This is a genomic window from Jeotgalicoccus sp. ATCC 8456, assembly GCF_016313225.1.
In the GTDB taxonomy this organism is placed as follows: Bacteria; Bacillota; Bacilli; order Staphylococcales; family Salinicoccaceae; genus Jeotgalicoccus; species Jeotgalicoccus marinus.
In genome coordinates, this window is the sequence record NZ_CP066224.1 from 292793 (window position 1) to 319250 (window position 26458).

Genomic DNA, 26458 nt, shown 5'->3' on the forward strand with positions numbered 1-26458 from the left:
CAGAAATGGAAGTAAAACCAATATCAGAACAAGAATTTAAAACATTTCTTAAGGATTATGATGGTCATATGCACTATTTTCATGACGAAATGTTCTATGATTACATTTCGAAGGTTAATGAGACCCATCTCTTAGGGCTCTTTGACAATGAAACAGTCATTGGTGTATCCATGCTGAGTGCGACATCTGTTCTAAAGAAATTTAGACTGTTTACATCCCACACTGGGCCTTTATTACAAGATTTTTCTAATGATAAGTTAGAATTTTTCTTAAAAGAAATTGACCAGTATGCAAAGAAAAATGGTGCACTGCAAATGATTCACTCGCCATATATGGTCTATCAAATGCGTGACCATGACGGAAACATAATAGAAGATGATAGCCGAAATAATCACGATATTATTAAAATCTATGAAGACTTAGGATATAACCATCATGGTTTTACAACAGAGCTTATCACTGAAGAGCTCCTGAGATATCAAGCAGTGATTGATGTGGATAAGCCGCTAGATGACATCTTAAAACAGATGGATACAACGACGCGTTACAATACTCGTCAAACTGAGCTTATGCCTTTAGAACTAAGACTTTTAGAAGAAGATCAATATGATAAGTTTATAGATATTTATAAGGAAACAGAAGAAAGAATCGGTTTTGATCCAGTGCCAAGAGAGAAGGTTAAAAACCTCTTAAATACTCTTAAAGACCGTATGTTTCTAGTCTTAACCCATGTCAATGTGGATAAGTATCTCACTCAATTAGAAGCTGAACGCCAAGAAGAACTTAATAATATCGCTGAAATTGAAGAAAAAACAGCAAATGGTACAGCAACAAAACGTGAGAAAAAACGTATTAATGAACACAAAGAACAATTGGCAAGTAAAGATAAGCGTATAGAAAAGATGGAAAGTTTCAAGGCAGAATTCGGTACAGAACTCGACCTATCTGTTGGTATGTATTATTACAATAATCAAGAGATGGTGTATCTGTTTAGTGGTAGTTATCCAGAATTATCCTTCTTTAAAGGAACGAACTTTGCTACTTGGGAAATGATTAAAAAAGCGAAAGAATTAGGTCTGAAACGCTTTAATTTCTTCGGTTTAACTGGTGATTTTACAGAAGACTCCAAGGATTACGGTGTGTTTAGATTTAAGCGTGGCTATACACCATATATAGAAGAACTACCAGGTACCTTTGATAAGGTATTTAATAAGCCTGTTTATTTATTAGCAAAAAAATTAGGAAAAATATAGCTTGACAACCAGAACTGAAAAGTTCTGGTTTTTTCTATATAAGTGACTAAAAGACATTTAAGTGGGTAAATGTACACTAAATATAAATAAGGAGGCATTATTGTGGATTCATCACAACCAATTAATATTGACCTTGGTGAACTAAAAGAACAGCCAAATCGTGCATTTGAGACCGCAGAGAAAGAAAAACGCGTTGTACATGTCATGGATGGAGATCGATTAACTGGTGTATTAATGAGTAAAGCACAATACGAATTTGCCTTGGATGAGATTGAGTCATTGTACGATGTAATTGATGAACTCACTGTAAGTGATAGTATTGCAAACTCAGATGAGAAAACATTTTCAGTAGATTATGATGACTTTGAAAGAATAAAAGATATGCAATTGTATGAAGAATGGGATTAAGTGTTAGATTTGAGATATTTAATCCTTATTTTAAAATTCATATTAAAGTTTACATAACATATATTATAGGAAGTTATGTGTTTATCAGAATAGAACCCTTTTCACGTGATTATGATGTTTAATATTTTATATTTCGGATAAATAATATATGTAAATGATTGATTAAATTTTAGGAGGTTTTAAATATGGCACCATTCTTTAAAGTTTATCATGACGATGAAAGAATTCAGGAAGATATCAATATCTTAAAATCAAACAAGATTGATAAAGAAAATATCTATGTATTAACACATGATGACGATCGTACAGATCGTATTGCAAAAAATGCTGAAGCCAACACGATTGGCGCAAAAGAACAAGGTTTAGCTGATGCAGTTAAATCTACTTTTGAAAAACAAGGCGACGAATTAAGAAATAAATTCGAAAGCATCGGATTTTCTAAAGAAGAAGCATCAGAATATGAAGCAGAATTAGACAAAGGCGCAGTATTCCTAATTGTCACTGAATCATATGGTGTAGACTTAGAAGCACTAATAGGATAAATGTTTAAAGCCATATCCCCTACTTTTTGGGATATGGCTTATTTGATTAAGTTACTATTGTTCTCCTGTGAATCCATTACCTGCTTCAATGTCAATCAGCCAATGCCGTTTTAACATGAATGCACGTTCGGTTGCTGCTGTTGCGGCTATAATCGCGACAGCAAAGTTTTCCCAAAGCGACAGAGAAATCGGCGATGTAAAGGTACCAATATTTTCAGCCACCCACGGAATTTCTGTTAGTGTTTCTGTCAACTGTAATACAGTTAATACAAGTGAAACTAACAGGATAATTATTGCTAACATACCGATAAAATTACTGATAACTGGAAACCGCTGATGAAACCCTCTTCTAAATCCTCTTACCGAGTTTTTATCAGGATAGACTGAGAAAATCGCATCTTGATCAGAAACATAATTAATTTTATTGATACCACTCGTACTATTTTTAACTTCGATCATGCCATCATCAACTGGAAATACAGCTGGGAGTTTAGAAAAAGCAATGTGTCTTCCTTCTTTATATAGGTCTACTGAAGGTTCTTCTGAAAAATATCTAGATTTTAAGGCGTAGTAAGTCGTGTTCCTATCCGCTTTATTGGTAATTTCTAAGTGAAACAACGAATGCGTAAATATATTCCAAATTCTATAAGGCTTCAAAAGATGACCATCGCCCGCTTTTACTTTCTTCATCTGCTTACGTCGTCTACTTTTCTTAGTTAAACCAAGTATAGGAAACACCTACTTTTTTAGATTTTGAGTTATTTACAATAGGCCTCTATTTTTACCTAATCATTTTTAAAATACTTTGAACTATTTTTTCACTGTAATCATCATGATCTGACCTACGCTCATACTGAGGTAAATTAACAGAACCGGATATCGCACCGCGAATAATGACCCCAATAACATCTGGATCAAAGTCGGTAAATTCCTTATTTTCTTGTCCTTTACTTAATAGATCTTTTAATAAATCATTTACTTGGTTCTCATCATCCTCATCAATCTCTACTAAATAATACGGTACATTATCTTCAGTACGCCCATTGAATACAATTTCTAATAGAGCATGATTATCTTTTTGATTTAGATGTTGGTAATTCAAGCTTACTTTTATAAAGGTTATCAACCGATTCGTATATGAGTCTTCTTTTTCTACAGCTTCCTTTATAGTAGTCTGCTCTCTCTCTACTAAATACTTCAATGTATTTCTCATCAAGTCAGCTTTTCCATCAAAATGGTATGAGATTAACCCTGTGCTAATACCTGCCTCTTTGGCTATTTTAGACAAGCTCGTCTTGTGATATCCAAGTTCAGATAACACCTCTATGGATGCTTTAATCACCTGTTCTTTACGTGCATCTGATATTAAATATTGTCTACTATCCATCTCTTAACACCCTTAAATTTGAATGATTATTTTTTATTTTGAACGGTTAATCAATTTTATAATATAAAAATAATGTGTAATTGTCAAATTTATTCCCACAAAAAATACCCATAAACACTAAATAATTAGCGTTTACGGGCTTTTTCTTCTTCGGATTCTCTCAATACTCTTTCTCTAACCTCTTTGGCCTTTCTTCTATTTCTCTTAGCCACCCACATAGATACAGAAATAATTAACGATAAAACTGCTAAGAACACTGCATATCCTAAAAGTGGTTGCCATTCAAGATTTGAATAGAAATTAGGCAGAATAAATGCCAAGGCACCCATGACAACAATAGTGATAATCGGCATAATATAGTATTTTTTAGGTAAAAATCCGACAAGTATACTTAAAACAATAACTGCTAAAAGTGTATAAATATAAAACTGTACATCATCAATCATTATTCTCACCTCCAGAAATATATACCCAATATTCTAAAAATCATTCATTTATCGTAAGTTATACAATATTCAAAATTTTATGTATAATACAACTATAGAAACAAATGAATAATATTGGGAGATGATTTAATGTCAGAATTACAGCACCGTTCAGACGTCGATGTGAATTACACATGGGATTTATCGGTTATATTTAAAAATGATGACGCTTGCCAAGATGCAATTGAAGAAGCACGTAAACAAATCGATGCGTTTCAATCTTTACATCAAGGAAAACTTGATTCGGTAGAACATGCAATTAAAGCCATTGACGATTATCGCAAAATTTTAGAGACAACAGTTTTAATTGGTACATACTCTAACCTTCGATTATCCGAAGACAGAAGTGACGCCGACGCACAAAAACTTGGTGGATTAACTGGGAATCTGCAGACAGACTTAAGCTCAAAAACAAGCTTTTTAGATAGCGAACTACTCCAAAAAGATGATGCATTCCTTAAAGAAATTGGGGATACACAACCAGAATACGCAAACTTTATAGCGGATTTATTGCGTTCTAAACCCTATCAATTAGATGCAAATGTAGAAAAAGCACTCGCATCTTTCTCTTCTGTATTTGCGGGACCTTATGATTTATATCAAAAAACAAAATTACTAGACATTGATTTTGGTACCTTCACTGCTAATGGTGAGGAATATTCTTTATCTTACCTAGCGTTTGAAGGTGGATTAGAATCCAATCCTGATAAGGAAGTCCGTCGTGCAGCATTCAAAAAATTCTCGGAATCGTTAAGACAATACCAAGAAACGACGGCTGGGACTTATGATATTCACTTAAAACGTGAAAAAGCAGAAGCAGACTTACGTGGTTTTGACTCTGTGATTGATTACTTATTACACAGACAAAAAGTTGATCGTGAATTATACGATAGACAGATTGATACGATTACTGAAAAATTAGCCCCACATATGCGCCGTTATGCGAAGTTACTAAAAGATGTTCACGGCCTAGACACTATGAAATATGAAGACTTAAAGATTCCGTTAGATCCAGAATCAGAGCCAGAGATTAGTGTAGAAGAATCAAGAAAATATATTTTAGATGCCCTTGGTATTATGGGTGAAGATTATACAGATATGATCAACAGAGCCTACGATGAACGTTGGATCGACTTCGTTCAAAATAAAGGGAAATCAACAGGTGCTTTCTGTTCTAGTCCATATGGCAGTCATCCGTACATTTTAATCTCATGGTCTTCTTTAATGGAAGAAGTATTTGTCTTAGCCCATGAATTAGGTCATGCGGGTCACTTCTATAATGCGAACCGTGCACAAAATATTTTTGATACAAGACCATCGATGTACTTTATCGAAGCGCCAAGTACGATGAACGAGATGTTGATGGCCAATCACTTATTGAAGAATTCTGAAGATCCTGCATTTAAACGTTGGGTCATCAGTTCAATTATTTCAAGAACTTACTATCATAACTTTGTCACTCACCTACTTGAGGCAGCTTATCAAAGAGAGGTTTATAAGCGTGTTGATAATTATGAGACAGTGACTGCATCGACGCTCAATCAATTAAAACGTGAAGTCATTGAGAAGTTCTGGGGTGAAGATGTTGAAATCACTGAAGGTGCTGAATTGACTTGGATGCGTCAACCACACTACTATATGGGACTATATCCGTATACTTATTCAGCTGGATTAACAATTGCAACAGAAATGTCCAAACGTATTTTAAACGATGGCCAACCAGCTATTGATGATTGGTTAAATGTGCTTAAGACGGGTGGTAAAGAAGACCCAGTAGAATTAGCGAAGATGGCCGGCATTGATATTACAACTTCTGAACCATTAGAGAATACAATTGCCTATATCGGAGAACTCGTTGATCAATTAGAAGCGTTGACTGAAGAAATCGGTAAATAATTTATATAGTATGAAATCCTTTGATGGATTTCATACTTTTTTATTATATATGGATTGTTACGTGTCGTCGTGGAATTGACGACGGTACATAAATGAGAATACGCGCCAATGAGCGGATCACAATGGCGCGAAAAGGCAAATACGTGCCAATGAGCGGATCACAATGGCGCGAAAAGACAAATACGCGCCAATGAGCGGATCACAATGGCGCGAAAAGACAAATACGCGCCAATGAGCGGATCACAATGGCGCAAAAAGACAAATACGCGCCAATGAGCGGATAACAATGGCGCGAAAAGACAAATACGCGCCAATGAGCGGGTCACGATGGCGCGAAAAGACAAATACGCGCCAACGAGTAAATCACATTGGCGCGTACGTATTCTCGAACCAATATATTTACTTATCTTTCAAGTGTGTCATGCCGTTAACAAACTCGATGCGTCCTTCTTTCAATAATCCACCTAAAGCGCGTTTGAACTGACTTTTAGATAGGTTGAAGACACGTTTGATATCTTCGGGTGAACTTTTATCGTTAAATTCCATCATGTCATCATGCATCTGCATGTATTCGACGATACGTTCTCCGTCAGTACCTAGACGTTTATAGGATTTTTCTAGGAAGGAGCCGTTGACTTCACCTTTGTCATTAATGCCAATCAGTCTAAAGGAGACTTCTTGCCCGAGTCGAGGCTCTTGCTCTCTTTCACTCTCGTGAACGAAGACCTTGTAGCCTTCATCCGAAATCAGGAAGGTTCCGACTTTCAGTAAACGGTACGGACGCCCTTTTAACCACTTGTTACCGAGTGATTCATAGTCCTCACGAGTTAATTTCTGGAACTTTTCACTTACTTCTGTTTCAGTAATTAGGCGCCCGTACAACTGATCATCTGCCTCAACACGAATCGTCGCATAGACCATATCATCGACAGCTGGCCAAACTTCCTTCATACGTGGTAAGTCAATCCAAGGAATGAGGATTTCACGTGGTGAGCCAATGTCTAAGTATGCCCCATCACGATTGACTTCGCTCACTCGTGCGTAGCCGAATTTGTCGGCTGTAATGCTCGGGATTTTAGGTGTTGCGAAGAGTTCACCTGAACGGTTTGGGTAGATAAAGACCGGTACTTCTTCGTCAATATCATAATCCAAGTCTTCTTCGATTTCTGAACGGTTCATGCGGATATACTTTTCATCTTCAGTTACAAGATGATACGTCGAGCCTTCTTTTTTGATTACTTTTAAAAATTGTACTGTACCTGATATTTTAGTCATTTTAAGTCCTCATTTATTTCACAAATTGTTTTAAACTATTAAGTTCTATTTTAGCAATAGCCTTATTGGTTTCAAAGGTTAACTATATTCCAATAATATCATATTTATGGTATCATCGCTTATGAATGTAAACTTTTAAAACGAATGTTTAATATAAAGGAGAATGCACATGCTGCAAGTAAGCGACGTGAGTCTGAGATTTGGAGATAGAAAGCTTTTTGAAGATGTAAACATTAAATTCACACCAGGGAATTGCTACGGATTAATCGGTGCAAATGGTGCTGGTAAATCTACATTTCTTAAGGTATTAACTGGTGAAGTTGACTCAGATGGCCACGTAATTTTAGGACAAGACGAACGCATGGCGTTCTTAAGACAGGATCACTTTGGTTATGAAGACACAAGAGTTTTAGACGTTGTCATGATGGGCCATGAGAAATTATGGAATGTCATGAACGAAAAGAATGAAATCTACATGAAACCTGATTTTTCAGATGCGGACGGTATTAGAGCGGCTGAACTTGAAGGAGAATTTGGTGAAATGGGTGGTTGGACTGCAGAAAGTGATGCAGAGTCCCTACTCCACGGCCTTGGAATTCCTCACGACTTAGTTGATAAGAACATGTCTGAACTTGATAATACACAAAAGGTAAAAGTGCTTTTAGCACAAAGTCTATTCGGTAATCCTGATGTACTGTTACTCGATGAGCCGACCAACGGTTTAGACATTGAAGCGGTACAGTGGTTAGAAGAATTCTTAATCGATTTTGAAAACACTGTAATCGTCGTATCCCACGACCGACACTTCCTAAATAATGTATGTACACATATTGCGGATTTAGACTTTGGTAAGATTAAAGTCTATGTTGGAAACTACGATTTCTGGTATCAATCTAGTCAGATGGCCCTACAAATGGCCCAAGACCAAAATAAGAAAAAAGAAGAAAAGATTAAGGAACTAAAAGACTTCGTTGCTCGGTTCTCTGCCAATGCTTCAAAATCTAAACAGGCAACCAGCCGTAAGAAGATGCTTGATAAGATTGAACTTGAAGATATTCAACCTTCATCTCGTCGCTATCCATTTGTCAACTTTACTGCAGGTAGAGAAATCGGTAATGAGCTCTTACAAGTTACTGGACTCTCCTACTCTATTGACGGTGAAAAGGTACTTGATAACCTATCATTTACTTTAGCACCTTATAGTAAAGTCATACTAACAGGTGGATCAGAATTACAAAGAACGACCCTACTTCGTATTTTAGCTGGAGAAATTGAGGCTGATGAAGGCGAAGTTCGCTGGGGTGTCACAACATCACAATCTTACTTCCCTAAAGATAATTCTGAGTACTTTGAAGGTGTGGACTTAAGTCTTGTTGAATGGTTGCGTCAGTATGCACCACCAGAAGAACAGACTGAAACATTCTTAAGAGGCTTCTTAGGTCGCATGCTCTTTTCTGGTGAAGAAGCGAAGAAAAAAGCGAGCGTATTATCAGGGGGAGAGAAAGTACGCGCCATGCTCAGTAAGATGATGTTATCTCAAGCTAACGTCATTCTACTTGATGAGCCAACAAACCACTTAGACTTAGAAAGCATTACTGCGGTCAACGATGGCTTGAAGAAATTTAAAGGTTCTATGATCTTTACATCACACGACTTAGAGTTCATCAATACAATTTCAAACACAGTCTTAGACATCTCTGACAACAAGGCAATCGTTAAGGAAATTGGTTATGAAGATTACCTTGTTGAAAAAGGAATTATCAAGAAATAAGAACTTTCTGTTTACTTTGAATATTACCTTATGTATAATGACATCTAACGACAAAAACTAAATATTATTAAGATGAGGCGCATCAATCATGAGTACTCATATACTTAACTTCTGCGAAAGTGTATATGACTAAAGGGTGAGATGCCGAAATGAATGGTAGAAACGCAGCTACCACTCGTTGGATTCGTAGGTTAAGAGCTAAGGATTTGTCATTATTTTCACGGATAATGGAGTGCATCACTTGTATATAAATTTTAAACAAGTCTGGTCACCCAGGCTTGTTTTTTTTATTTACATTTTTGATTGTACTTATAAAACTAGGAGGCATGTTATGAAATTAGCAGTAGTTGGTGCAACAGGTGTTGTAGGTACAAAAATGTTAGAAATGATTGAGCAATATGAAATCCCTTTTGATGACTTGGTCTTATTTTCATCCAAGCGTTCAAGTGGTAAAGAAGTTGAGTTTAAAGGACAAACTTACATTGTCGAAGAATTAACGGAAGATAAAACAAAGGAGGGCTTTGATTATGTCGTCATGAGTGCAGGTGGGCGGGCGAGTGAAAAGTTCGCCCCACTTTTTGAAGACAATGGCGCAATCATTATCGATAATTCAAGCTTTTGGAGAATGAAGGATGATATCGATCTCATCGTTCCAGAGATTAATGAGCCTAGATTAAATAGAAAGATTATAGCGAACCCGAACTGTTCAACAATTCAATCTGTCATTGCCTTACAACCACTCTACGATATCTTTGGTATCAAGCGTGTCCATTACGCAACTTACCAATCAGTATCTGGTTCAGGTGCAGGTGGCATTAGGGATTTAGAAGAAGGTGCAAAAGGTGAAGCACCGACAACATATCCGAAACCAATATATAACAATGTGATTCCTCAAATTGATGTTTTTTTAGAAGATGGTTATACAAAAGAAGAAGTCAAAATGATTGATGAAACGAAAAAGATTCTTGGAAATGATGATATTCAGGTCACTGCAACTTGTGTGAGAGTACCGGTGATTTCAAGTCACAGTGTTCAGATTAATGTGACTTTAGAAAAGAGAGCAACAGAAGAAGAAGTTAGGAATGCTTTTAGAAACGTACCACACATTGTCTTGATGGATGATCCTAAAAATGGTGTCTACCCTACACCGTTTGAAGCATCCCATAAAAATGAGATTTACGTCGGTCGTATTAGAAAAGACCCAACGCTCGAGAACACCTTCCACGTATGGTGTGTCGGAGACAACTTACTTAAAGGTGCCGCACAAAACACAGTTCAAATTCTTAAAACGCTAATCGATAATAAATAAGGAGCGGATAAATATGACCCATATTTTTGAAGGTATTGGTGTTGCAATGACCACCCCATTTTCGAATAATCAAGTGGATTATGAAGCATATAAAAATCATATTGAATTTTTAATCGAGCACAACGCACAAAGTTTAATTATCAATGGTACAACAGGAGAATCCCCTACCCTTTCAGATGATGAAATCAAAGGACTATTAAATACAGCGATTGAAACAGTGAATGGTCGTGTGCCAGTGATTGCAGGGACCGGAACAAACTCTACAGAGCGTTCAATGGCCCTATCGAAATATGCTGAAGAAGCGGGTGCTGACGCAGTCATGTTAATTACGCCTTATTACAATAAGAGTAATCAACGCGGTTTAGTGGCACACTTCACAACGATTGCAGATGCCATTAACATTCCGATTGTCTTATATAATGTGCCGTCCAGAACGAACTTATCAATTGAACCTGAGACGGTACTAGAACTCAGCCAACACAGAAATATTGTCGCTTTAAAAGATGCTGTTGGTGACTTAAACTACACAATCAACGTCTTAAACTTAGTCGATGAAAACTTTGCCCTCTACAGTGGCAACGATGATAATTTCACAGACTTTACAGATCTTGGCGGTAAAGGTTTAATTTCAGTAGTCGGCAATGTGATTCCAAAAGAATTACAAGATGTCTACGAGCGTCAAACCAATAATGACCGTGAAACCGCAAGAGCACGTTTTAAAGATTTAATGCCGGTCATCAATGCTGTACAAGTAGACGTCAACCCAATCCCAGTTAAAGCACTCACAGCAGAACTTGGTTTTGGTCAATATGAACTAAGACTTCCACTCTTACCATTAGATGAAGCAGTTAGACAGACTGTTGTTGATGTTTATCAAAGTTACAAAGAAGGTGTCAGAGTATGAAGATACTCTTGATTGGATACGGAACCATGAATCAAATTGTCAGTCGTCTCGCTAAGGAAAAGGGCCATGAGATCATCGGTGTGATTTCATCTTCGACAGATACCTACCCTAATTTTACGAGTATTGATGAAGCGGGTGCAGATGTTGCAATTGATTTTTCAAATCCTGAAAGATTGATTCCTTTGATTTCAGAAGACTTTAAAACACCACTCGTCGTTGCAACGACAGGATCTAAAGAAGAGATTGTCAGCTTACTAAAAAAGAGAGCTGAATCGTCTCCTGTGTTCTTTAGTGCCAATATGAGTTATGGTGTAAATGTCTTAAATAATTTACTTAAAAAAGCCTTAAGTGAATTGAGTGACTATGACCTAGAATTAGTTGAGCGTCACCATAATAAAAAGGTCGACGCGCCGAGTGGTACTTTAGTTAAACTGTTAGATACAGCACTTGAAGAAAGACCTGGAAGTTATCCAGTTTACGATCGATCCAGTGCTAGATCACCACGCAGTAAAGAAGAGATTGGAGTTAGTGCCATTCGCGGTGGTACGATTGTCGGTACCCATGACGCAATATTTGCAGGTCATGATGAGGTTATTGAACTGAGACACACCGCCCAGTCAAAAGATATCTTTGCAAACGGTGCAATCAAGGCAGCAGAGGCTTTGATTCATAAAGAAAATGGATTTTATAACTACAACAATATATTTTAAGGAGAAATTTACACATGGAAAAATTTACAGCAGAAGAACTTATTAATTACATTTCAGAGGCAGAAAAAGAAACACCTTTAAAGATATATATCAATGGAGATTTTTCTGATGTCACTTTTGATGCGTCATTTAAAGTATTTGGTACGAATGAATCTAAAACAATTTTTGCCGACTCAAAAGATTGGCAAGCCTTTTACCCTTCAATTGAAGACAAGGTAACGGACATTGTCGTAGAACAAGATCGTCGTAACTCAGCGATTCCACTCATGGACCTAACGAATACAAATGCACGTATTGAACCCGGTGCTTTCATTCGTGAACATGCAGTCATCGAAGATGGTGCGGTAGTCATGATGGGTGCTTCTATTAATATTGGTGCCATCGTTGGTGAGGGTACAATGATTGATATGAACGCTGTTTTAGGTGGCCGTGCGACGACAGGTAAAAATGTTCACGTCGGTGCTGGAGCAGTACTTGCTGGGGTGATTGAACCACCAAGTGCCTCACCTGTTGTCATTGAAGATGATGTATTAATCGGTGCGAACGCTGTAATTTTAGAAGGTGTTACAGTCGGACAAGGCTCAATTGTTGCAGCTGGTGCAATCGTGACTGAAGATGTACCTGAAGGTTCGGTTGTTGCAGGCACACCGGCAAAGGTCATCAAACAAGCAAGTGAAGTGACTGACTCTAAAAAAGAAATCGTTCAAGCACTTAGAAAGTTGAAATAAGATGACGATAGTATCAAATGAAGAATTAGAGTTTGTTATTAAACATAGAAGACATTTACATCAACACCCTGAGCTAAGTATGGAAGAGTTCAAGACGACAGAATATGTTATCAGTGTTCTTGAGGCACTTGATGTGCCCTACTACCGAGTGCTAGAGACCGGTGTGATTGCTGAGTTAAAAGGAAATAGTGATAAAATCCTTGGTTTTAGAGCTGATATAGATGCCCTACCGATTCAAGAAGTCAATGAAGTTTCTTATAAGAGCACAGTTGATAATGTAATGCATGCATGTGGCCATGATGGCCACACGACTGCCCTCTTACTCTTTATAAAGCGGATGAAGAAAGTGTTTGATCAAGGGGAATTAAAACACAATTGCGTCTTTATTTTTCAACCGAGTGAAGAAAGTAACGCAGGTGCAAATCTTTTACTTAAGGCATGGGAGAATAGACCGGAATTTGATGCAATATTTGGCATTCATTTAATGCCAGATGAACTAGAAGGTACAGCGCACTATAGGGATGAAGAATTAACTGCGAGTGCGAATGAGTTCCACTTTACAGTTGATGGTACAAGTGCGCACGTGGCTCAAAAACATCAAGGGCGTTCTGCACTTGAGGCAATCATTAAAATTGCCAATGAAGTTTCAAATATTCAACAGTTCCACCTGGATGGTTTAAATAGAAATATTGTACACATGGGTGAACTACAAGCAGGAGAAGCAATTAATACAGTACCAGCTAAAGCTTCTCTTAGAGGAACAATACGTACTTATGAAGAAGCGGATTTAAGTCAGATTAAAACACAGATGGCTAAAATAAAAGAAGCTTCTGAGCTACTCTACGGTGTGAGAACAGATTTAGCATATAATAGTGGGTATCCTGCGGTAAAAAATAATGGAAGTCTTAAAGGTTTAGTAGAAAAATCCTTATCGTCAATCGGCATGGAAGTGAATGACATGGAAAAACCTTACTTATTCGGTGAAGATTTTTCATTCTACGGAGAAATCGCACCGGCGTATTTTGTTTTTATCGGTTCGAGAAATATCGATCAAGGTTTCGTTACAGGACTACACACCAATACTTTTAACTTTGATGAACGTGTCCTGATTGATGTAGCGAACTACTATGAAGCAATTTTAAATCACTATTAACGGTCAGGAGTGGCGAATATGGGTGGCGTATTTCAAGTCGATCAGGCTGAATTTATTGAACAAGCAAAACAATTTCAGCTAGAGGGTCAAACGATTGCAGTTGTAAAAAATAATGCATATAACTATGGTTTAGACTTCGCGGTAAAGGCCTTTGCCATAGCAGGCATAGATTATTTTGCAACGACTTCAATTGAAGATGCAATTTATATCAGAAAAATTTGTGGGCAGAAGGTTAATATCTTTCTCCTAAACCCGACAACTGATTTTAAGCGGGTCAAACAGCATCGACTTGAGATTACCCTACCTTCTCTTGACTATTATATGTCCTATAAGCATGACTTAGTGGATATTGACTTACATATTGAATTCGAGGGACTATTTAAGCGCTCAGGATTCGCTAAAATCAATGAGGTCGAAGCATTTTTAAACGATGCAAAAGCGAATGATTTTGACTTAAATATTAAGGGACTATGGACACATTTCGGTTATGCTGATGAATTTGATGGTGTATACGAAAAGGAAAGACAGCTATGGCTGGATTTTGTAGAAGGTGTTTTTGAACTCGGGATTCATCCATCCGTTGTTCATGCACAAAATAGCGCGTCATTTATGCGTGATGGTCTGCTTAATAATCATAGTCATGTTCGATTAGGTATCGGCTTATATGGTTCTAAACCATTTGAATCATTAGACAGTAAAGACTTCATTCAAAGTGTTTCTGTCACTGCCCCAATTGTCCAAATTAGGCAATTAAAAGCGGGTGAATCACTTGGTTATAGTAAAGCATTTACGGCGACTGAAGATTGTAAGGTCGCTATTGTTGATATCGGCTATGGTGATGGTATTTTAAGAGAAAGAATTAAACATGGCTGTGAAATTGGTGGTCGTTCATATGAGATTGTTGCCTTGATGATGAGTCACATGGCAGTCTTGGTTGATGATCACGTTAAGATGCACATGCCGGTTTACTTATATGGTAAGAGCCAAAGAATCGACCACTTTACAGCACTAGGAGTCGGTGCAAACTCAGAACAACTCGGTGCTTTTAATTACAACTCGATGAGGAGAGAAATTGTTTATGACGACTGAATACGAAAACGGACAATTAATGATGCGAGGCCATAAAATCGCAGACCTTGCAAAGGAATATGGTACGCCGTTAATAATCTACGATGAAGATAAAATGACTTCAATGATGAATCAATATCATCAAATTTTTAAATGTCATCAAGTCCCCTACTCAATTCCCTATGCCTCTAAAGCATTTTCAAGCATTCAGATGATCAAACTCCTAAAGCGTCAAGAAATGGAATTGGACGTTGTATCAGTTGGAGAACTCTATACTGCAATAGAGGCAGGTTTTCCAGTAGAAGATATTCACTTTCATGGTAATAACAAGACGCCATTTGAAATCGACTATGCGATTAAAGCTGGTGTACGATTTTTCATTATCGATGCGATAGATGAAATTGGCTTGATTAATGAGCTGGCTAAAGACCTATCTGAAACCGACCGAATCAATGTCTTAATTCGTATCAATCCAAGTGTTGAAGTCAATACACATGAGTATATTTCAACCGGCCAAGAAGACAGCAAATTTGGTTTATCCTTATCGAACGGTGCAGCTAAAACGGCAATTGATTTGATTCAGAAAAGTGATCATTTAAGCTTTAAAGGTCTACACTACCATCTAGGCTCACAGCTGTCAGAGAGTCGACCGTTCATTAATGCGATTACCAATGTCTTTACTTGGCTAGATGAAGAAGATATCAATATTGAAATCTTAAACATGGGCGGCGGTTACGGTGTGAAATATACACAAGATGATGTGCGTTTTCCGATAGAGTCCGGATTTGATGAGATATTAACGCATTTAAAAGAAACTTTGGAAGCTTCTAATCGTCCAGTGCCTCACTTAATGATAGAACCAGGTCGTTCTATTACCGCAGAAGCTGGGCTTACAGTATATGAAGTGGGTACTATAAAAAATATCCATGGTATTAGTAAGTACGTATCCATCGATGGAGGTATGAGTGATCATATTCGTACGCCCCTTTACGGTGCAGAATACGAAGTCATTCCAGTAAAACTTAGAGATGATAACGCACAAGTCTCAACACATGTCGTCGGTAAATTATGTGAATCCGGTGATGTTATTGGTAAGCACAAGATGTTACCGCACGACTTAAAACGTGGGGATCTCCTGGCCGTTAAGTCAACAGGCGCCTACCATTACTCCATGGCTTCGAACTATAATCAAATGCAAAAACCAGCAGTGATTTTTGTTAGCGATTCAGGTGTTCGAGAAGTCATTAGACGTCAAAGTTTACCACAGTTAATAGAAAATGATGTGCGATGATGTCACACCTCCAAAATGTTAAATTTGGAGGTGTTTTTCTGAGAACACTGAAGATTTGTTGAACAAATACGATCTCGCCTTTCGTATCATCATGAGCATACTACTCGTATACTCTGCGATTAGTATATTCTCGTCAATTATGGGTGGATTGCTTGGGTTAGTGTTGTTGGAATGGTGAAGAGATATCGACATACCCATTCTATTGAGTTGGAATGGTGAAGAGATATCGACATACCCATTCTATTGAGTTGGAATGGTGAAGAGATATCGACATACCCATTCTATTGAGCTGGAATAGTGATGAGATATGGACATTCCCATTCTATTGATTTGGAATGGTGATGAGATATGGACATTCCCATTCTATTGAGTTGGAATGGTGATGAGTTATCGTCATCACCATCCACATGAGTCAGAATGGTGATGAATTATCGACATCACCATCCACATGAGTCAGAACAGTGATGAGGGTCTGTCATCACCATCCAATCAACTTTCTCACTACTTTTCAGTTAATTCATCTATTTAATATGGTTTTTATACCTAATATTAAAGTTGGGTGATTGAGTTGCCATATCAAAATTAAAGTATTTTAAGGTATAAGTGCTATGATTACCCTTTTTGTTTTGGAAACAATGCTCTAAAAGTACCCGCCTTACTACATCTGCGGAAATTTCATAATCAATAAAGGCCATCAAATCGTTTCTGGTCATTTCTTCTTTGTAGAACAAGAATTTATAGTCGCTCATTGCTCTCAGAAGATGCGTTTCATTACTTTCAATTGACCCACACTTATTACAGACAAGATGAAATCTTTTTCTATTTAAGTTAAAGTGACCACATGATCCGCAGTAAAGACCGATTTTTATGCGGGTTTTATCAGTTGAAGGGTTGAAATATGGATTTTCTACTGTATATTGGCTGAGCAAACGAGAAATGTAGTCAGCCTTATTCCCTAAACGCTGGCTTGAACGATTGAGCTGTCGGAAGTATTCACGCATGCCAGAGCGTAAAATAATCTTATTACAGTTTGAAGAATCATCGGTCCGTAGCACTAACGAGTCGTTAGGAAATACCAACTTCCCACTTATATTAAAATCACTCTGCCCTGAATTTCTTAGATCCATTAATTTTCCTAGTGACCGGTTGAGTTGACTAAAAGCATCGTTTGGCAATTGATAGTTATTATTGAACCAAGTGCCATTTTCAATTGTGTAATTCCCAGTAAAATTTTTAACTTCGTTACTAATAATGCCTTGGTCAGTGATGATAAGCGTGTCGTACTGGGTACAAGAATTACCAATCTGAAGATAAAGATCTCGGTATATGTACAAGTAATCATGACCCATACGGTCAAAAATCCTGTCATACAGGCACTCACCTTCATAACCCTTTATAGCATTTTTGTATTTAAAATCCTCACTTTTCGTTAATTTAACACGTCGATTCAAGGCTTCATAATGTAGTAATTCATGGGGTTTATTTCTACTATTTATAAAAATTGCTATCCCTCCTAAAAGTCCATCTACTCTATATATACAAAAAAAAGCAGCTTTTCTTTTTTTCGGACAAGTTTATACAAATTTTATAAAATTGCTTAAGTTTTCACCTCTCTTAACCGATAAAAGTTAAATTTCCCCAAAAATATATTTCAATAAGTCTTACTTAAGTAAATAAGCACAAAAAAATAGGACCCCAATAACTGGGATCCTGTAGTTTACAAATTATTCTAATGAATCAATTTATAATTATAGTTTAGCAACGTTAGCAGCTTGTGGACCGCGGTCGCCTTCAACTACTTCAAATTCTACTTCTTGACCTTCTTCAAGTGATTTGTAACCTTCTTGGTTAATAGCTGAGAAGTGTACGAATACATCGTTTTCGCCTTCAACTTCGATGAAGCCGAAACCTTTTTCTGCGTTAAACCATTTTACTGTACCTTGTTTCATTAATAAAATCCTCCAAAAGACGTTAATTATCAATAAGCATAACTTACTGATAATTCATATTATACAAGAAGGATTGTTATATTGCAATCTCATTTTCAGGACTTTTCTTTAATTGTCTTCATAGTTGAAAAATTCATTATTTTTAGTCATCAATGGCGTATAGTAAATTTGCATATCTTCTTCGCAGTCTTCGCAATACTCTATATCACAAGCATTGAAAAAAGCAATAATATTATATTTTCCTGTTATATGGCTATTATACTTTTGTTTCATCTCGTCGATGATTGTATTGTATGCGTGCAAGAGATTATTTAAGTCAGTCGCCTGATACCGTTTGATGATATCTTCTTGCCAACCATCAAATAGCCACCAACCTTCATAATCAGCCTTTATGATTACAACTTCATACATGTTTAAAACTCCATTTCACTAGCCTATCGTTGAAATCATTATAAACGCGAATAATTAGCATTATCAAGCATTACGCTTTATAATTGTAATAAATAGCCACATTTTATTAAGGAGTTTTGAACGATGAAAGGTAACTATTCTCATTTCATTGCTTCTGTGATCGCCGTACCTATAGGACTGATTACCTGGGTACTCTCCTCAAACATATTTGACATTCATATGTTTCTCGATGTAGTGCTAGGTATAGGTGGTTTTGGTGCATCCTACCTCCCCTCACATCGAATCGCTCACAATAAGCATTTAGAAGAAATAAACTTAACGAATAGTGAATATAAATATATCAAGAGCCAGTTACATCAGGTTGATGAACAGATGAAAAGGCTGAGATCCAGCTATATGAATATTCGTTCGATCAAAGATGCAAAATTAATTTTTGAAATCAATAGAATAATTAAAACAATCATATCTTCAGTTGAAGAAGAGCCTCGGAAGTTTTATCGAGGTCAACAGTTCTTTCACTCTAACTTAGAGTCTGCAGTTAATACGATTGAAAAGTATTTATATTTATATAAGATGCCGGGTAAATCTAAAAATGAACGTATCCAATTACATGAAACCCGCCTTTCGCTATTAGAGCTGAAAAGAACTTTACAATCGAATTTATCTTACATGAATCAAGCGAGTTATAATGATCTCGATATAGAAAGAGAAATTATTAGAAGAAATGCATCGAGATCAAAAAAACGCCAAGCAATGTTAGGTAACAAGCTTGATAAGGAAAAAGTAAATCTAAAACGTGAAGAAAAAGAAGATGAAATACTATATCGAGGTGAACAGAATGACGGAAGATAACTTAAAAAATGAACTATTAAAAGACCCATTTAAAAGTATAAATGAACCTGGTGAACAGGATGACTTCGTACTCCAAAAGGAAGTTCAACCAGAGACAAATAGTCAATCTAATTCAGTACTGACGACTTTTCAAGATCAGTTCTCAGAAGAGGATTTAAAGACAATCAAAGACATCAAAAACAAGATTCAACCGCTTGATAACGATGCCTTGATTACTTACGGTGCGAATGCACAGCAGGCAATGTCTAAGTTCTCTCACCAAATGTTAAATGAGGTTCAATCAAAAGATGTTGGGCCGATCGGTGATACGCTTGAAGATTTGATGAAGAAGCTTAAAGAGATTGACCCTGAAGAGTTAACGAATGAAAAAAGTAACATCTTTAAGCGTATGTTCGGTAAAGTCAAACGCTCAGTCAATGAGATGATCTCAAAACACCAAAGTATTGCTTCACAAGTAGATCGTATCTCAATCCAACTTGAACATGCTAAAGAAGTATTGGTTAAAGATGTGAACATGTTAGATGGTCTTTATAACCAAAACAAAGATTACTTTGATGCCATTAATATTTATATTGCAGCGGCTGAACTTAAAAAAGAAGAGCTTGAAAATGAAGAGCTACCAAGACTTAAAAAGAAAGCAAATGAATCGAATAACCAGATGGATGTTCAAGATGTGAATGATATGATGCAGTATGTAAATCGTCTTGAAAAACGTATACACGATTTAAAACTGTCTAGACAAATCACATTACAATCTGCACCTCAAATTCGTATGATTCAAAATATTAATCAGACCTTAGCGGAGAAAATTCAGAGTTCAATTTTGACTTCTATTCCATTATGGAAGAATCAAATGGCGATTGCCCTGACCCTACTTCGTCAAGAATCGGCATCTAAGGCACAACAAGAAGTGACGAATACAACCAATGACTTATTAACGAAGAATAGCGAAATGCTTAGACAAAATTCACTGAGAACAGCAACTGAAAATGAACGTGGTATTGTAGATATTGAGACATTGAAACTGACTCAGGAGAATCTTGTATCCACAATTGAAGAAACATTAAAAATTCAGTCCGAAGGTTCACAGAAGCGTAAATCAGCTGAGGCTGAACTTGTAACAATGGAAAAAGAATTGAAGGAACGACTCTTACAATTAAAAGATGAATATAGATATTAATTAATAACTATAATAATCGACACAAAAATGGGAGCTAGCAAAATCGCTAGCTCCCGTTTTTTATGTTTTAAGAGTACTCTACTTTTGGTTTATTCAGTGCGATAACATAACCAAGAATGTAACCGACAATCATGAATGGTAGCCATTCAAAACTTGCACTAAACAGAGGTAATACTTCTAGCCAATCCATTGTCAGCCATCCGTTTCGGTGAATAACTGAAAGAATAGAAAGAATTGCAACTAATAATACTGGAATTTGCAAACTCAGTTTTGGTGATGGTACAAAGTATGTTAGCACTAGTAGGACGACTGTTGTCATTGCAACAGGATAAATAATCGACAAAATTGGAACGCTTGTTGCAATAACTTGGTCTAGACCTTGGTTGGCAAGACCAAATGAAATAAGTACGAATAAGACAACCCATACTTTGTAAGGTACTTTAGGTAAAATGCTATTAAAGTAGCCAGATACAGAAACTATCAATCCAGTTCCAGTAGTTAAACAAGCTAAGAATACTATAGTACCTAATAAGATTGGTCCAAAAATACCAAAAATATCAGAACTCATGAAAGTCAGTAAGAACGTACCTAAGTTTTGGTCATCAACAGCTGCCCCGCCGAGATCAACTTTGTTCGCTAACCAACCGAGTGAGATGTATATGACACCTAGTAAAATCGCTGCTAGAAATGCTGACTTGATTGTGCCAAACAGCAAATCCTTTCTATTGGTAATTCCAAGTTGACGAATAGAATTTAAAACTAAAACACTAAAGGCAATTGCTGCGATTGCATCCATTGTTAAATATCCCTCTGTGAAACCAATAGAGAAAGGTGAAGTCGCTTCAAATGTTTCATTTGCAGGATTAATTGGATTATTAAAATATGCAATACCTGCAAAGATAATTAATAAAACAATACTGATTAATAGTAAAGGTGTTAATACTTGCCCAATACTATTAACGAGTGAGCCTGGTTTAATACTAAGTAAAAATACGATAATAAAGTACACAAGTGAAAATATTAATAACCATAATCCAGTATTTTCACTCAAGAACGGTACTACTGCCATTTCATAAGCTGTTGTTGCTGTTCTTGGAATGGCAAAGAATGGTCCAATCGTTAAATAAATAACAACTAGGAAAATTACTGCAAATGCTGGATGTATATTTTTAAGAGACTCTCTATATCCATCTTTTGAAATTGAACCAACAATGACACCTAAAAGTGGTAAACCTACCCCAGTTAAGACAAAGGCAATAATTGCTGTCCAGAAATATTCTCCGCTAGAAAAACCGAGAGCAGGTGGAAAAATTAAATTACCTGCGCCAAAAAACATGGCAAACAGGGTGAAACCTACCATTATGACTTGCTTCGTACTCATATGCATCCCTCATCTAAAAATTAGTATGCAATTAGTCTACACTAGAACGTATAAAAAATCTATGAGTTATTTAAATTATCTGAATTATTTTCTAAGAAAAGTAAGTTTTGTAATATCCAGCAGGCTTTCCTGAATTGTCTATAACAAAAATATATTCTTCAGTTTCGTTAATGACTCTATACTCCTTACCTACAGTTAACATATCAGAGACTTTAAACTTTTCTGCATCTGTATGTTTAACTGTGACAGTACCTAGATTATTATCTTGCCAATTTTCTTGAATCATATTATTCCTCCTATAAAAAAGAAAAGGTATCCCTTGGATACCTTTATCTTTAAAAGTATTTAATAAATTAACCTTCTAGTAACAGGTCTTCTGGATTTTCGATTAATTCTTTAACAGTTTTTAAGAAGCCAACTGATTCTGCACCGTCAATGATTCTGTGGTCATAGCTTAATGCAATGTACATCATTGGGCGGATTTCAATGTCATCTCCAACCGCGACTGGACGTTTTTGGATTGTGTGCATACCTAAGATTGCAGCTTGTGTACCATTGATGATTGGTGTAGACATTAATGATCCAAATACCCCACCGTTAGTAATTGTGAATGAGCCACCTGACATTTCATCAAGAGAAAGTTTCTTCTCTCTCGCTTTTGTTGCGAGGTCAGCAATATCGTTTTCAATTTCAGCAAATGTTTTTCTATCTGTGTTACGTACTACCGGTACAACAAGTCCTTCTTCTGTAGATACAGCAATCGATACATCAAAGAATTCTTTATAAACTAAGTCTGTGCCATCAATTTCAGCATTTACAGCTGGGTACTTACGAAGTGCGGCTGTTACAGCTTTAGTAAAGAATGACATAAAGCCAAGTTTAGTACCATCATTACGTTCCATGAATGATTCTTTTTTGCGTTTTCTTAATGCCATAACATTCGTCATATCTATCTCGTTGAATGTTGTTAACATTGCAGTATTTTGAGAAACATCTAATAGACGTTTAGCAATGGTTTGTCTACGGCGTGACATTTTTTCACGTCTAACTGGTTTTTCAGGTGTTGTATTTTGTTTCGTCTCAGCTTTAGGTGCTTCTTCTTTTTTAGCAGCAGGCTGACTTGAAGCTTGACCGTGATTTTCAACATCTTGGCTACGTACAAGACCGCGTGGATCAGCAGCATTGATGTCTGAAAGGCTAATGCCTTTTTCACGTGCAAGTTTTCTAGCAGATGGTGTGGCAACGATTGTACCATCTTCAGTTTTCACAGTTGTTGTTTCTTCTTCTTTTTCTTTAGGTGCTGAAGTAGATTCTTCTTTTGCTTCAGCTTTAGGTGCTTCTTTTTCTGAACTTTCTTCTTTTGCAGGTGCACCACTACCCTCACCGACTACGGCAATGACTTGACCAACTTCTACAGTGTCACCTTCTTCAGCTTTAATTTCTGAAATGACACCAGCTTCTTCACTAACAATTTCTACGTTTACTTTATCAGTTTCTAATTCAAGGACGTTTTCACCTTTTTCTACACTGTCGCCTACTTGCTTAAACCAAGTAGATATAGTTCCTTCTGTAATTGATTCTGCTAATTCAGGCACGATGATTTCAGCCATTTATATAATACCTCCTATTATTTTAAAGCGTTCTCGATGATACTTTGTTGTACTAGTTTGTAAGATCCACCGTTACCTTCGGCTGTTGAAGCACTTGGTTTTCTTCCTACATAATTTAATGTCGCTTTAGATGGTACGATATCGAGCAAGTACGGTAGAACGAAGTGATATGCACCTTGGTTTTGTGGCTCTTCTTGAACGAAGCGTACTTCACTAAGATTCGTTAAGCCAGATAAGACTTCTTTAATTGCCTCGCTTGGGAATGGATATAGCTGTTCAAGTCTAATGATGAGTAATTCATCGTTAGGTGATTCGTTTTTCGCTTCTGCTTCAAGTATATCTACAGCGACTTTACCACTTGCAATTACAACAGTTTTAACTTTAGTTTTCTTGTATTCCGGAACAATTATTTCTTTGAATTGACCGTTTACAAATTCACTTACAGGTTGGCTCGCTGTTGAGTTTCTAAGTAAACTCTTAGGTGACATTACAACGAGTGGACGCATTTTTTCAGTGTTCAAGTATTTCGCTTGTCTACGTAAAATGTGGAAGTAGTTTGCACTACTAGACAAGTTAACCACTGTCATATTATTTTCTGCACATAGCTGTAAATACTTCTCTAAACGTGCAGATGAGTGTTCAGGACCTTGTCCTTCTTGAGCATGTGGTAGAAGTAAAGTTAAGGCAGTTCTTTCACCCCATTTAGAGTGGGCACTTGACATAAATACATCAAAAATTGCTTGGGCCATGTTGGAGAAATCTCCGTATTGTGCTTCCCAAATTGCCATAGCTTCATTGTTCTCAACGTTGTAACCATACTCATAAGCAACAACCGCCATCTCAGTTAATGGTGAGTTATAAAGTTCAAATGATGCTTTAGAATCACTGATGTTGTGAAGTGGTGTATGTCTTTTACCTGTCTCTGGGTCATGTAAAACAGCATGACGTTGAGCGAATGTACCACGTTCTGCATCTTCACCTGTAAATCGAATTGGCGTACCGTCTTGGTTAATTGTTGCAAATGCAAGGGCTTCAGCATGTGCCCAGTCAACAAGTGCTGTGTCGTCTTCAAATGGTTTCTTACGACGATCTAAAACATTACCTAATTTCTTAAGTGGTTTGAAGTCCTCCGGGTATGTTAACAGCTCTTCATTGATCTTCGCTAATCTCTCTCTAGAGATTTCAGTTTCTTGATCATTTGACTGTCCTTCTAAGATTTCATCAGGTGTCTTGATATCTTTAGTGACAATCGTATCATCTTTGTTGATCTTGTCATGTTCCGCTCTTAATTCATCTTGAATTGCTTGCATAATCGATTCTTTGTCTTCTTTTGTTAAGACACCCTCTTCAACAAGTTGATCACCGTAAAGATTATCAATAGTTGGATATTCATGAACTTCATTATAAAGTTTAGGGTTTGTTGTCATTGGCTCATCCATTTCGTTATGACCATAACGACGGTAACCAATCAAATCAATTACAAGGTCTTTTTTGAATTTCTGACGATATTGTATTGCAATATCAATGACGCGTAAAACATATTCCGGGCGGTCAGCATTGACGTGGAATACTGGCATATCAAAGCCTTTAGCGATATCAGATGCATATAGTGTTGAACGTGCATCCCACTCCTCTGTTGTAAAGCCAATACGGTTATTCGTAATGATGTGAAGTGCCCCACCAACCGTATAGCCTGCGAGGTTTGATAAGTTCATTGATTCAGGGTTAACACCTTGTCCAGGGAAGGCTGCGTCACCATGAATGATCACACCAAGTGAATTATCAGTATCATGTACTGCTTTACCACTTTGGTTTGTTGAATCTTGTTGTGCGCGCGTACGTCCTTGGACAACGGGTCCAACAATCTCTAAGTGTGATGGGTTATTAGCAAGTGTAACAGTCTGTGTGATTCCTTTGTCTGTTCTTGTTTTCACACCACCTAAGTGATATTTAACATCGCCCATCCAACCATTCGTCAATTCTAGTGAACCGTCTTCTGGTAAGAATTTCATTGGGTCGGTAGACATAAATTCACTTAACATCATAGCGTAAGGTTTTTGTAATGTATGTGTGAGTACATTTAAGCGACCACGGTGTGCCATTCCAATTTGTAGATGTGGAATATTTTCATCCGCCATGCGTTGTAATAAGTGATCTAACATGGGTACAAGTGAGTCTACACCCTCAATAGAAAAACGTTTTGCACCAACAAAGTTTTTGTGAAGGTATTTTTCAAATCCTTCTGTTTTAACAAGTTCTTTAAACAGATGAAGTTTTTCTTCTTCTGATAAATTCACTTCGCCTTCACTTTCAATAGCGTTTTGTAACCATTCTCTTTCCTCGCTATTGTTGATGTGCGTATATTCATAAGATAAAGGAGACGTGTAAACCTGTTCTAAATAACGTGCTGCATCCAAGGCATTATCGAACTTATCAGCCATCGCTTCTGATACGATACTTGCTGGTAGAGCTTCTAAATCCGCATCCTGGAAGCCGTATGCATTGAAATCAAAATCTGGTGCATTATCAATTTCTGGAGCATATACTGGATACACATCGGCTTTTAAATGACCATATTGACGAACGTCGTTTAGCCATTGTAAAATCCCTTTAATCTTGTCTTGTCCTGCAGCAGATAACTGCTTGCCGTCCTGACGAGTATTACCTTCCTGATCAGTTGAAATGTTATCAAAAAGATACTTCATTTCATCTGATACTGAATCTGGGTCATTCTTGTACATGTCAAAATATTCAAGAATTAAACCAAGATTTGTACCAAATCTAAGTGGTGCATTCTCAAATTCTCTTTCTTGCATTGTACTGCCACCTCGTTTTATTTTTTTAATACTCTTTATACCTAAACTTTACCATTTTGTGCCTCTTCTTTAAAGCACG

25 protein-coding genes and 1 riboswitch are annotated in these 26458 nt (G+C 36.9%); of the genes, 14 read left to right on the forward strand and 11 right to left on the reverse strand.

Features of this window, described 5'->3' with window-relative positions:
* The first annotated feature begins 5 nt into the window (after nt 1-5).
* The 3 genes from JEM45_RS01595 (at nt 6) to JEM45_RS01605 (ending at nt 2203) form a co-directional block, all read left to right on the forward strand.
* Nucleotides 6-1253 (forward strand): peptidoglycan bridge formation glycyltransferase FemA/FemB family protein, encoded by a 1248-nt coding sequence (locus JEM45_RS01595; RefSeq protein WP_198687618.1) that lies wholly within the window; start codon nt 6-8, stop codon nt 1251-1253.
* 102 nt (nt 1254-1355) lie between these two features.
* Nucleotides 1356-1661 carry a hypothetical protein gene (locus JEM45_RS01600; RefSeq protein WP_198687619.1) on the forward strand — a complete coding sequence of 102 codons (306 nt, stop codon included), beginning with the start codon at nt 1356-1358 and terminating at the stop codon, nt 1659-1661.
* 185 nt (nt 1662-1846) lie between these two features.
* Nucleotides 1847-2203 carry a YflT domain-containing protein gene (locus JEM45_RS01605; protein WP_026866266.1) on the forward strand — a complete coding sequence of 119 codons (357 nt, stop codon included), beginning with the start codon at nt 1847-1849 and terminating at the stop codon, nt 2201-2203.
* Between the two features lie 54 nt (nt 2204-2257).
* Here the strand turns inward: JEM45_RS01605 and JEM45_RS01610 are convergent, their stop codons facing one another.
* The 3 genes from JEM45_RS01610 to JEM45_RS01620 form a co-directional block, all read right to left on the reverse strand.
* On the reverse strand, nt 2258-2893 hold the full coding sequence (locus tag JEM45_RS01610) for a hypothetical protein (protein ID WP_198687620.1): 636 nt from the start codon (nt 2891-2893) through the stop codon (nt 2258-2260).
* Between the two features lie 91 nt (nt 2894-2984).
* Nucleotides 2985-3590 carry a TetR/AcrR family transcriptional regulator gene (locus JEM45_RS01615; RefSeq protein ID WP_198687621.1) on the reverse strand — a complete coding sequence of 202 codons (606 nt, stop codon included), beginning with the start codon at nt 3588-3590 and terminating at the stop codon, nt 2985-2987.
* A 125-nt stretch (nt 3591-3715) separates the two neighbouring features.
* Nucleotides 3716-4036 carry a DUF2651 family protein gene (locus tag JEM45_RS01620; RefSeq protein ID WP_198687622.1) on the reverse strand — a complete coding sequence of 107 codons (321 nt, stop codon included), beginning with the start codon at nt 4034-4036 and terminating at the stop codon, nt 3716-3718.
* A 129-nt stretch (nt 4037-4165) separates the two neighbouring features.
* Here JEM45_RS01620 and pepF point away from each other — a divergent pair, with 129 nt between their 5' ends.
* Nucleotides 4166-5971 carry an oligoendopeptidase F gene (gene pepF / locus JEM45_RS01625; RefSeq protein WP_198687623.1) on the forward strand — a complete coding sequence of 602 codons (1806 nt, stop codon included), beginning with the start codon at nt 4166-4168 and terminating at the stop codon, nt 5969-5971.
* 399 nt (nt 5972-6370) lie between these two features.
* Here the strand turns inward: pepF and JEM45_RS01630 are convergent, their stop codons facing one another.
* Complete coding sequence (locus JEM45_RS01630) at nt 6371-7246, reverse strand: CvfB family protein (protein WP_198687624.1); 876 nt, start codon at nt 7244-7246, stop codon at nt 6371-6373.
* A 169-nt stretch (nt 7247-7415) separates the two neighbouring features.
* Here JEM45_RS01630 and JEM45_RS01635 point away from each other — a divergent pair, with 169 nt between their 5' ends.
* From JEM45_RS01635 to lysA, 8 genes are all read left to right on the forward strand, one after another.
* The gene (locus JEM45_RS01635) at nt 7416-9017 is read left to right on the forward strand and encodes an ABC-F family ATP-binding cassette domain-containing protein (RefSeq protein ID WP_198687625.1); all 1602 of its coding nucleotides are present in this window, start codon (nt 7416-7418) and stop codon (nt 9015-9017) included.
* Nucleotides 9018-9081: 64 nt separating this feature from the next.
* A riboswitch (Lysine riboswitch) is annotated at nt 9082-9263 on the forward strand.
* An 85-nt stretch (nt 9264-9348) separates the two neighbouring features.
* A complete protein-coding gene (locus JEM45_RS01640) occupies nt 9349-10326 on the forward strand; it encodes an aspartate-semialdehyde dehydrogenase (protein WP_198687626.1) in 978 nt (325 codons plus the stop codon).
* Nucleotides 10327-10339: 13 nt separating this feature from the next.
* Complete coding sequence (dapA, locus tag JEM45_RS01645; protein ID WP_166626709.1) at nt 10340-11230, forward strand: 4-hydroxy-tetrahydrodipicolinate synthase; 891 nt, start codon at nt 10340-10342, stop codon at nt 11228-11230.
* The gene (dapB, locus tag JEM45_RS01650; RefSeq protein ID WP_198687627.1) at nt 11227-11940 is read left to right on the forward strand and encodes a 4-hydroxy-tetrahydrodipicolinate reductase; all 714 of its coding nucleotides are present in this window, start codon (nt 11227-11229) and stop codon (nt 11938-11940) included. Before dapA ends, dapB begins: the two co-directional genes overlap by 4 nt.
* A gap of 14 nt (nt 11941-11954) precedes the next feature.
* Nucleotides 11955-12668 (forward strand): 2,3,4,5-tetrahydropyridine-2,6-dicarboxylate N-acetyltransferase, encoded by a 714-nt coding sequence (gene dapD, locus JEM45_RS01655; RefSeq protein ID WP_198687628.1) that lies wholly within the window; start codon nt 11955-11957, stop codon nt 12666-12668.
* A gap of 1 nt (nt 12669) precedes the next feature.
* On the forward strand, nt 12670-13821 hold the full coding sequence (locus JEM45_RS01660; RefSeq protein WP_166626707.1) for a M20 metallopeptidase family protein: 1152 nt from the start codon (nt 12670-12672) through the stop codon (nt 13819-13821).
* An 18-nt stretch (nt 13822-13839) separates the two neighbouring features.
* Entirely contained in the window at nt 13840-14910 is a 1071-nt protein-coding gene (locus tag JEM45_RS01665) for an alanine racemase (RefSeq protein WP_198687629.1), read from the forward strand.
* On the forward strand, nt 14900-16180 hold the full coding sequence (lysA, locus tag JEM45_RS01670; protein WP_198687630.1) for a diaminopimelate decarboxylase: 1281 nt from the start codon (nt 14900-14902) through the stop codon (nt 16178-16180). The genes JEM45_RS01665 and lysA overlap by 11 nt, the downstream gene beginning before the upstream one ends.
* Nucleotides 16181-16701: 521 nt before the next feature.
* On the opposite strand, the gene JEM45_RS01675 is transcribed toward lysA, so the two are convergent.
* The 3 genes from JEM45_RS01675 to JEM45_RS01685 all read right to left on the reverse strand — a co-directional run bounded on the left by JEM45_RS01675 (nt 16702) and on the right by JEM45_RS01685 (nt 18540).
* Nucleotides 16702-17631, reverse strand: a complete 930-nt coding sequence (locus JEM45_RS01675; protein ID WP_198687631.1) for a nuclease-related domain-containing protein — start codon at nt 17629-17631, stop codon at nt 16702-16704.
* A gap of 297 nt (nt 17632-17928) precedes the next feature.
* A complete protein-coding gene (cspA, locus tag JEM45_RS01680) occupies nt 17929-18129 on the reverse strand; it encodes a cold shock protein CspA (protein ID WP_026866280.1) in 201 nt (66 codons plus the stop codon).
* A gap of 108 nt (nt 18130-18237) precedes the next feature.
* Complete coding sequence (locus JEM45_RS01685; protein ID WP_198687632.1) at nt 18238-18540, reverse strand: DUF1033 family protein; 303 nt, start codon at nt 18538-18540, stop codon at nt 18238-18240.
* 123 nt (nt 18541-18663) lie between these two features.
* Between JEM45_RS01685 and JEM45_RS01690 the strand changes: the two genes are divergently transcribed.
* Together JEM45_RS01690 and JEM45_RS01695 are read left to right on the forward strand one after the other, a co-directional pair.
* On the forward strand, nt 18664-19392 hold the full coding sequence (locus tag JEM45_RS01690) for a 5-bromo-4-chloroindolyl phosphate hydrolysis family protein (RefSeq protein ID WP_198687633.1): 729 nt from the start codon (nt 18664-18666) through the stop codon (nt 19390-19392).
* A complete protein-coding gene (locus JEM45_RS01695; protein ID WP_026866283.1) occupies nt 19379-20572 on the forward strand; it encodes a toxic anion resistance protein in 1194 nt (397 codons plus the stop codon). Before JEM45_RS01690 ends, JEM45_RS01695 begins: the two co-directional genes overlap by 14 nt.
* A 67-nt stretch (nt 20573-20639) precedes the next feature.
* On the opposite strand, the gene brnQ is transcribed toward JEM45_RS01695, so the two are convergent.
* From brnQ to JEM45_RS01715, 4 genes are all read right to left on the reverse strand, one after another.
* The gene (gene brnQ, locus JEM45_RS01700; protein ID WP_198687634.1) at nt 20640-21953 is read right to left on the reverse strand and encodes a branched-chain amino acid transport system II carrier protein; all 1314 of its coding nucleotides are present in this window, start codon (nt 21951-21953) and stop codon (nt 20640-20642) included.
* A 91-nt stretch (nt 21954-22044) separates the two neighbouring features.
* A complete protein-coding gene (locus JEM45_RS01705) occupies nt 22045-22239 on the reverse strand; it encodes a DUF6501 family protein (protein WP_026866285.1) in 195 nt (64 codons plus the stop codon).
* Between the two features lie 67 nt (nt 22240-22306).
* Nucleotides 22307-23563, reverse strand: a complete 1257-nt coding sequence (gene odhB, locus JEM45_RS01710) for a 2-oxoglutarate dehydrogenase complex dihydrolipoyllysine-residue succinyltransferase (RefSeq protein WP_166626700.1) — start codon at nt 23561-23563, stop codon at nt 22307-22309.
* A gap of 17 nt (nt 23564-23580) precedes the next feature.
* Nucleotides 23581-26379 (reverse strand): 2-oxoglutarate dehydrogenase E1 component, encoded by a 2799-nt coding sequence (locus tag JEM45_RS01715; RefSeq protein ID WP_198687635.1) that lies wholly within the window; start codon nt 26377-26379, stop codon nt 23581-23583.
* Nucleotides 26380-26458: the final 79 nt, after the last annotated feature.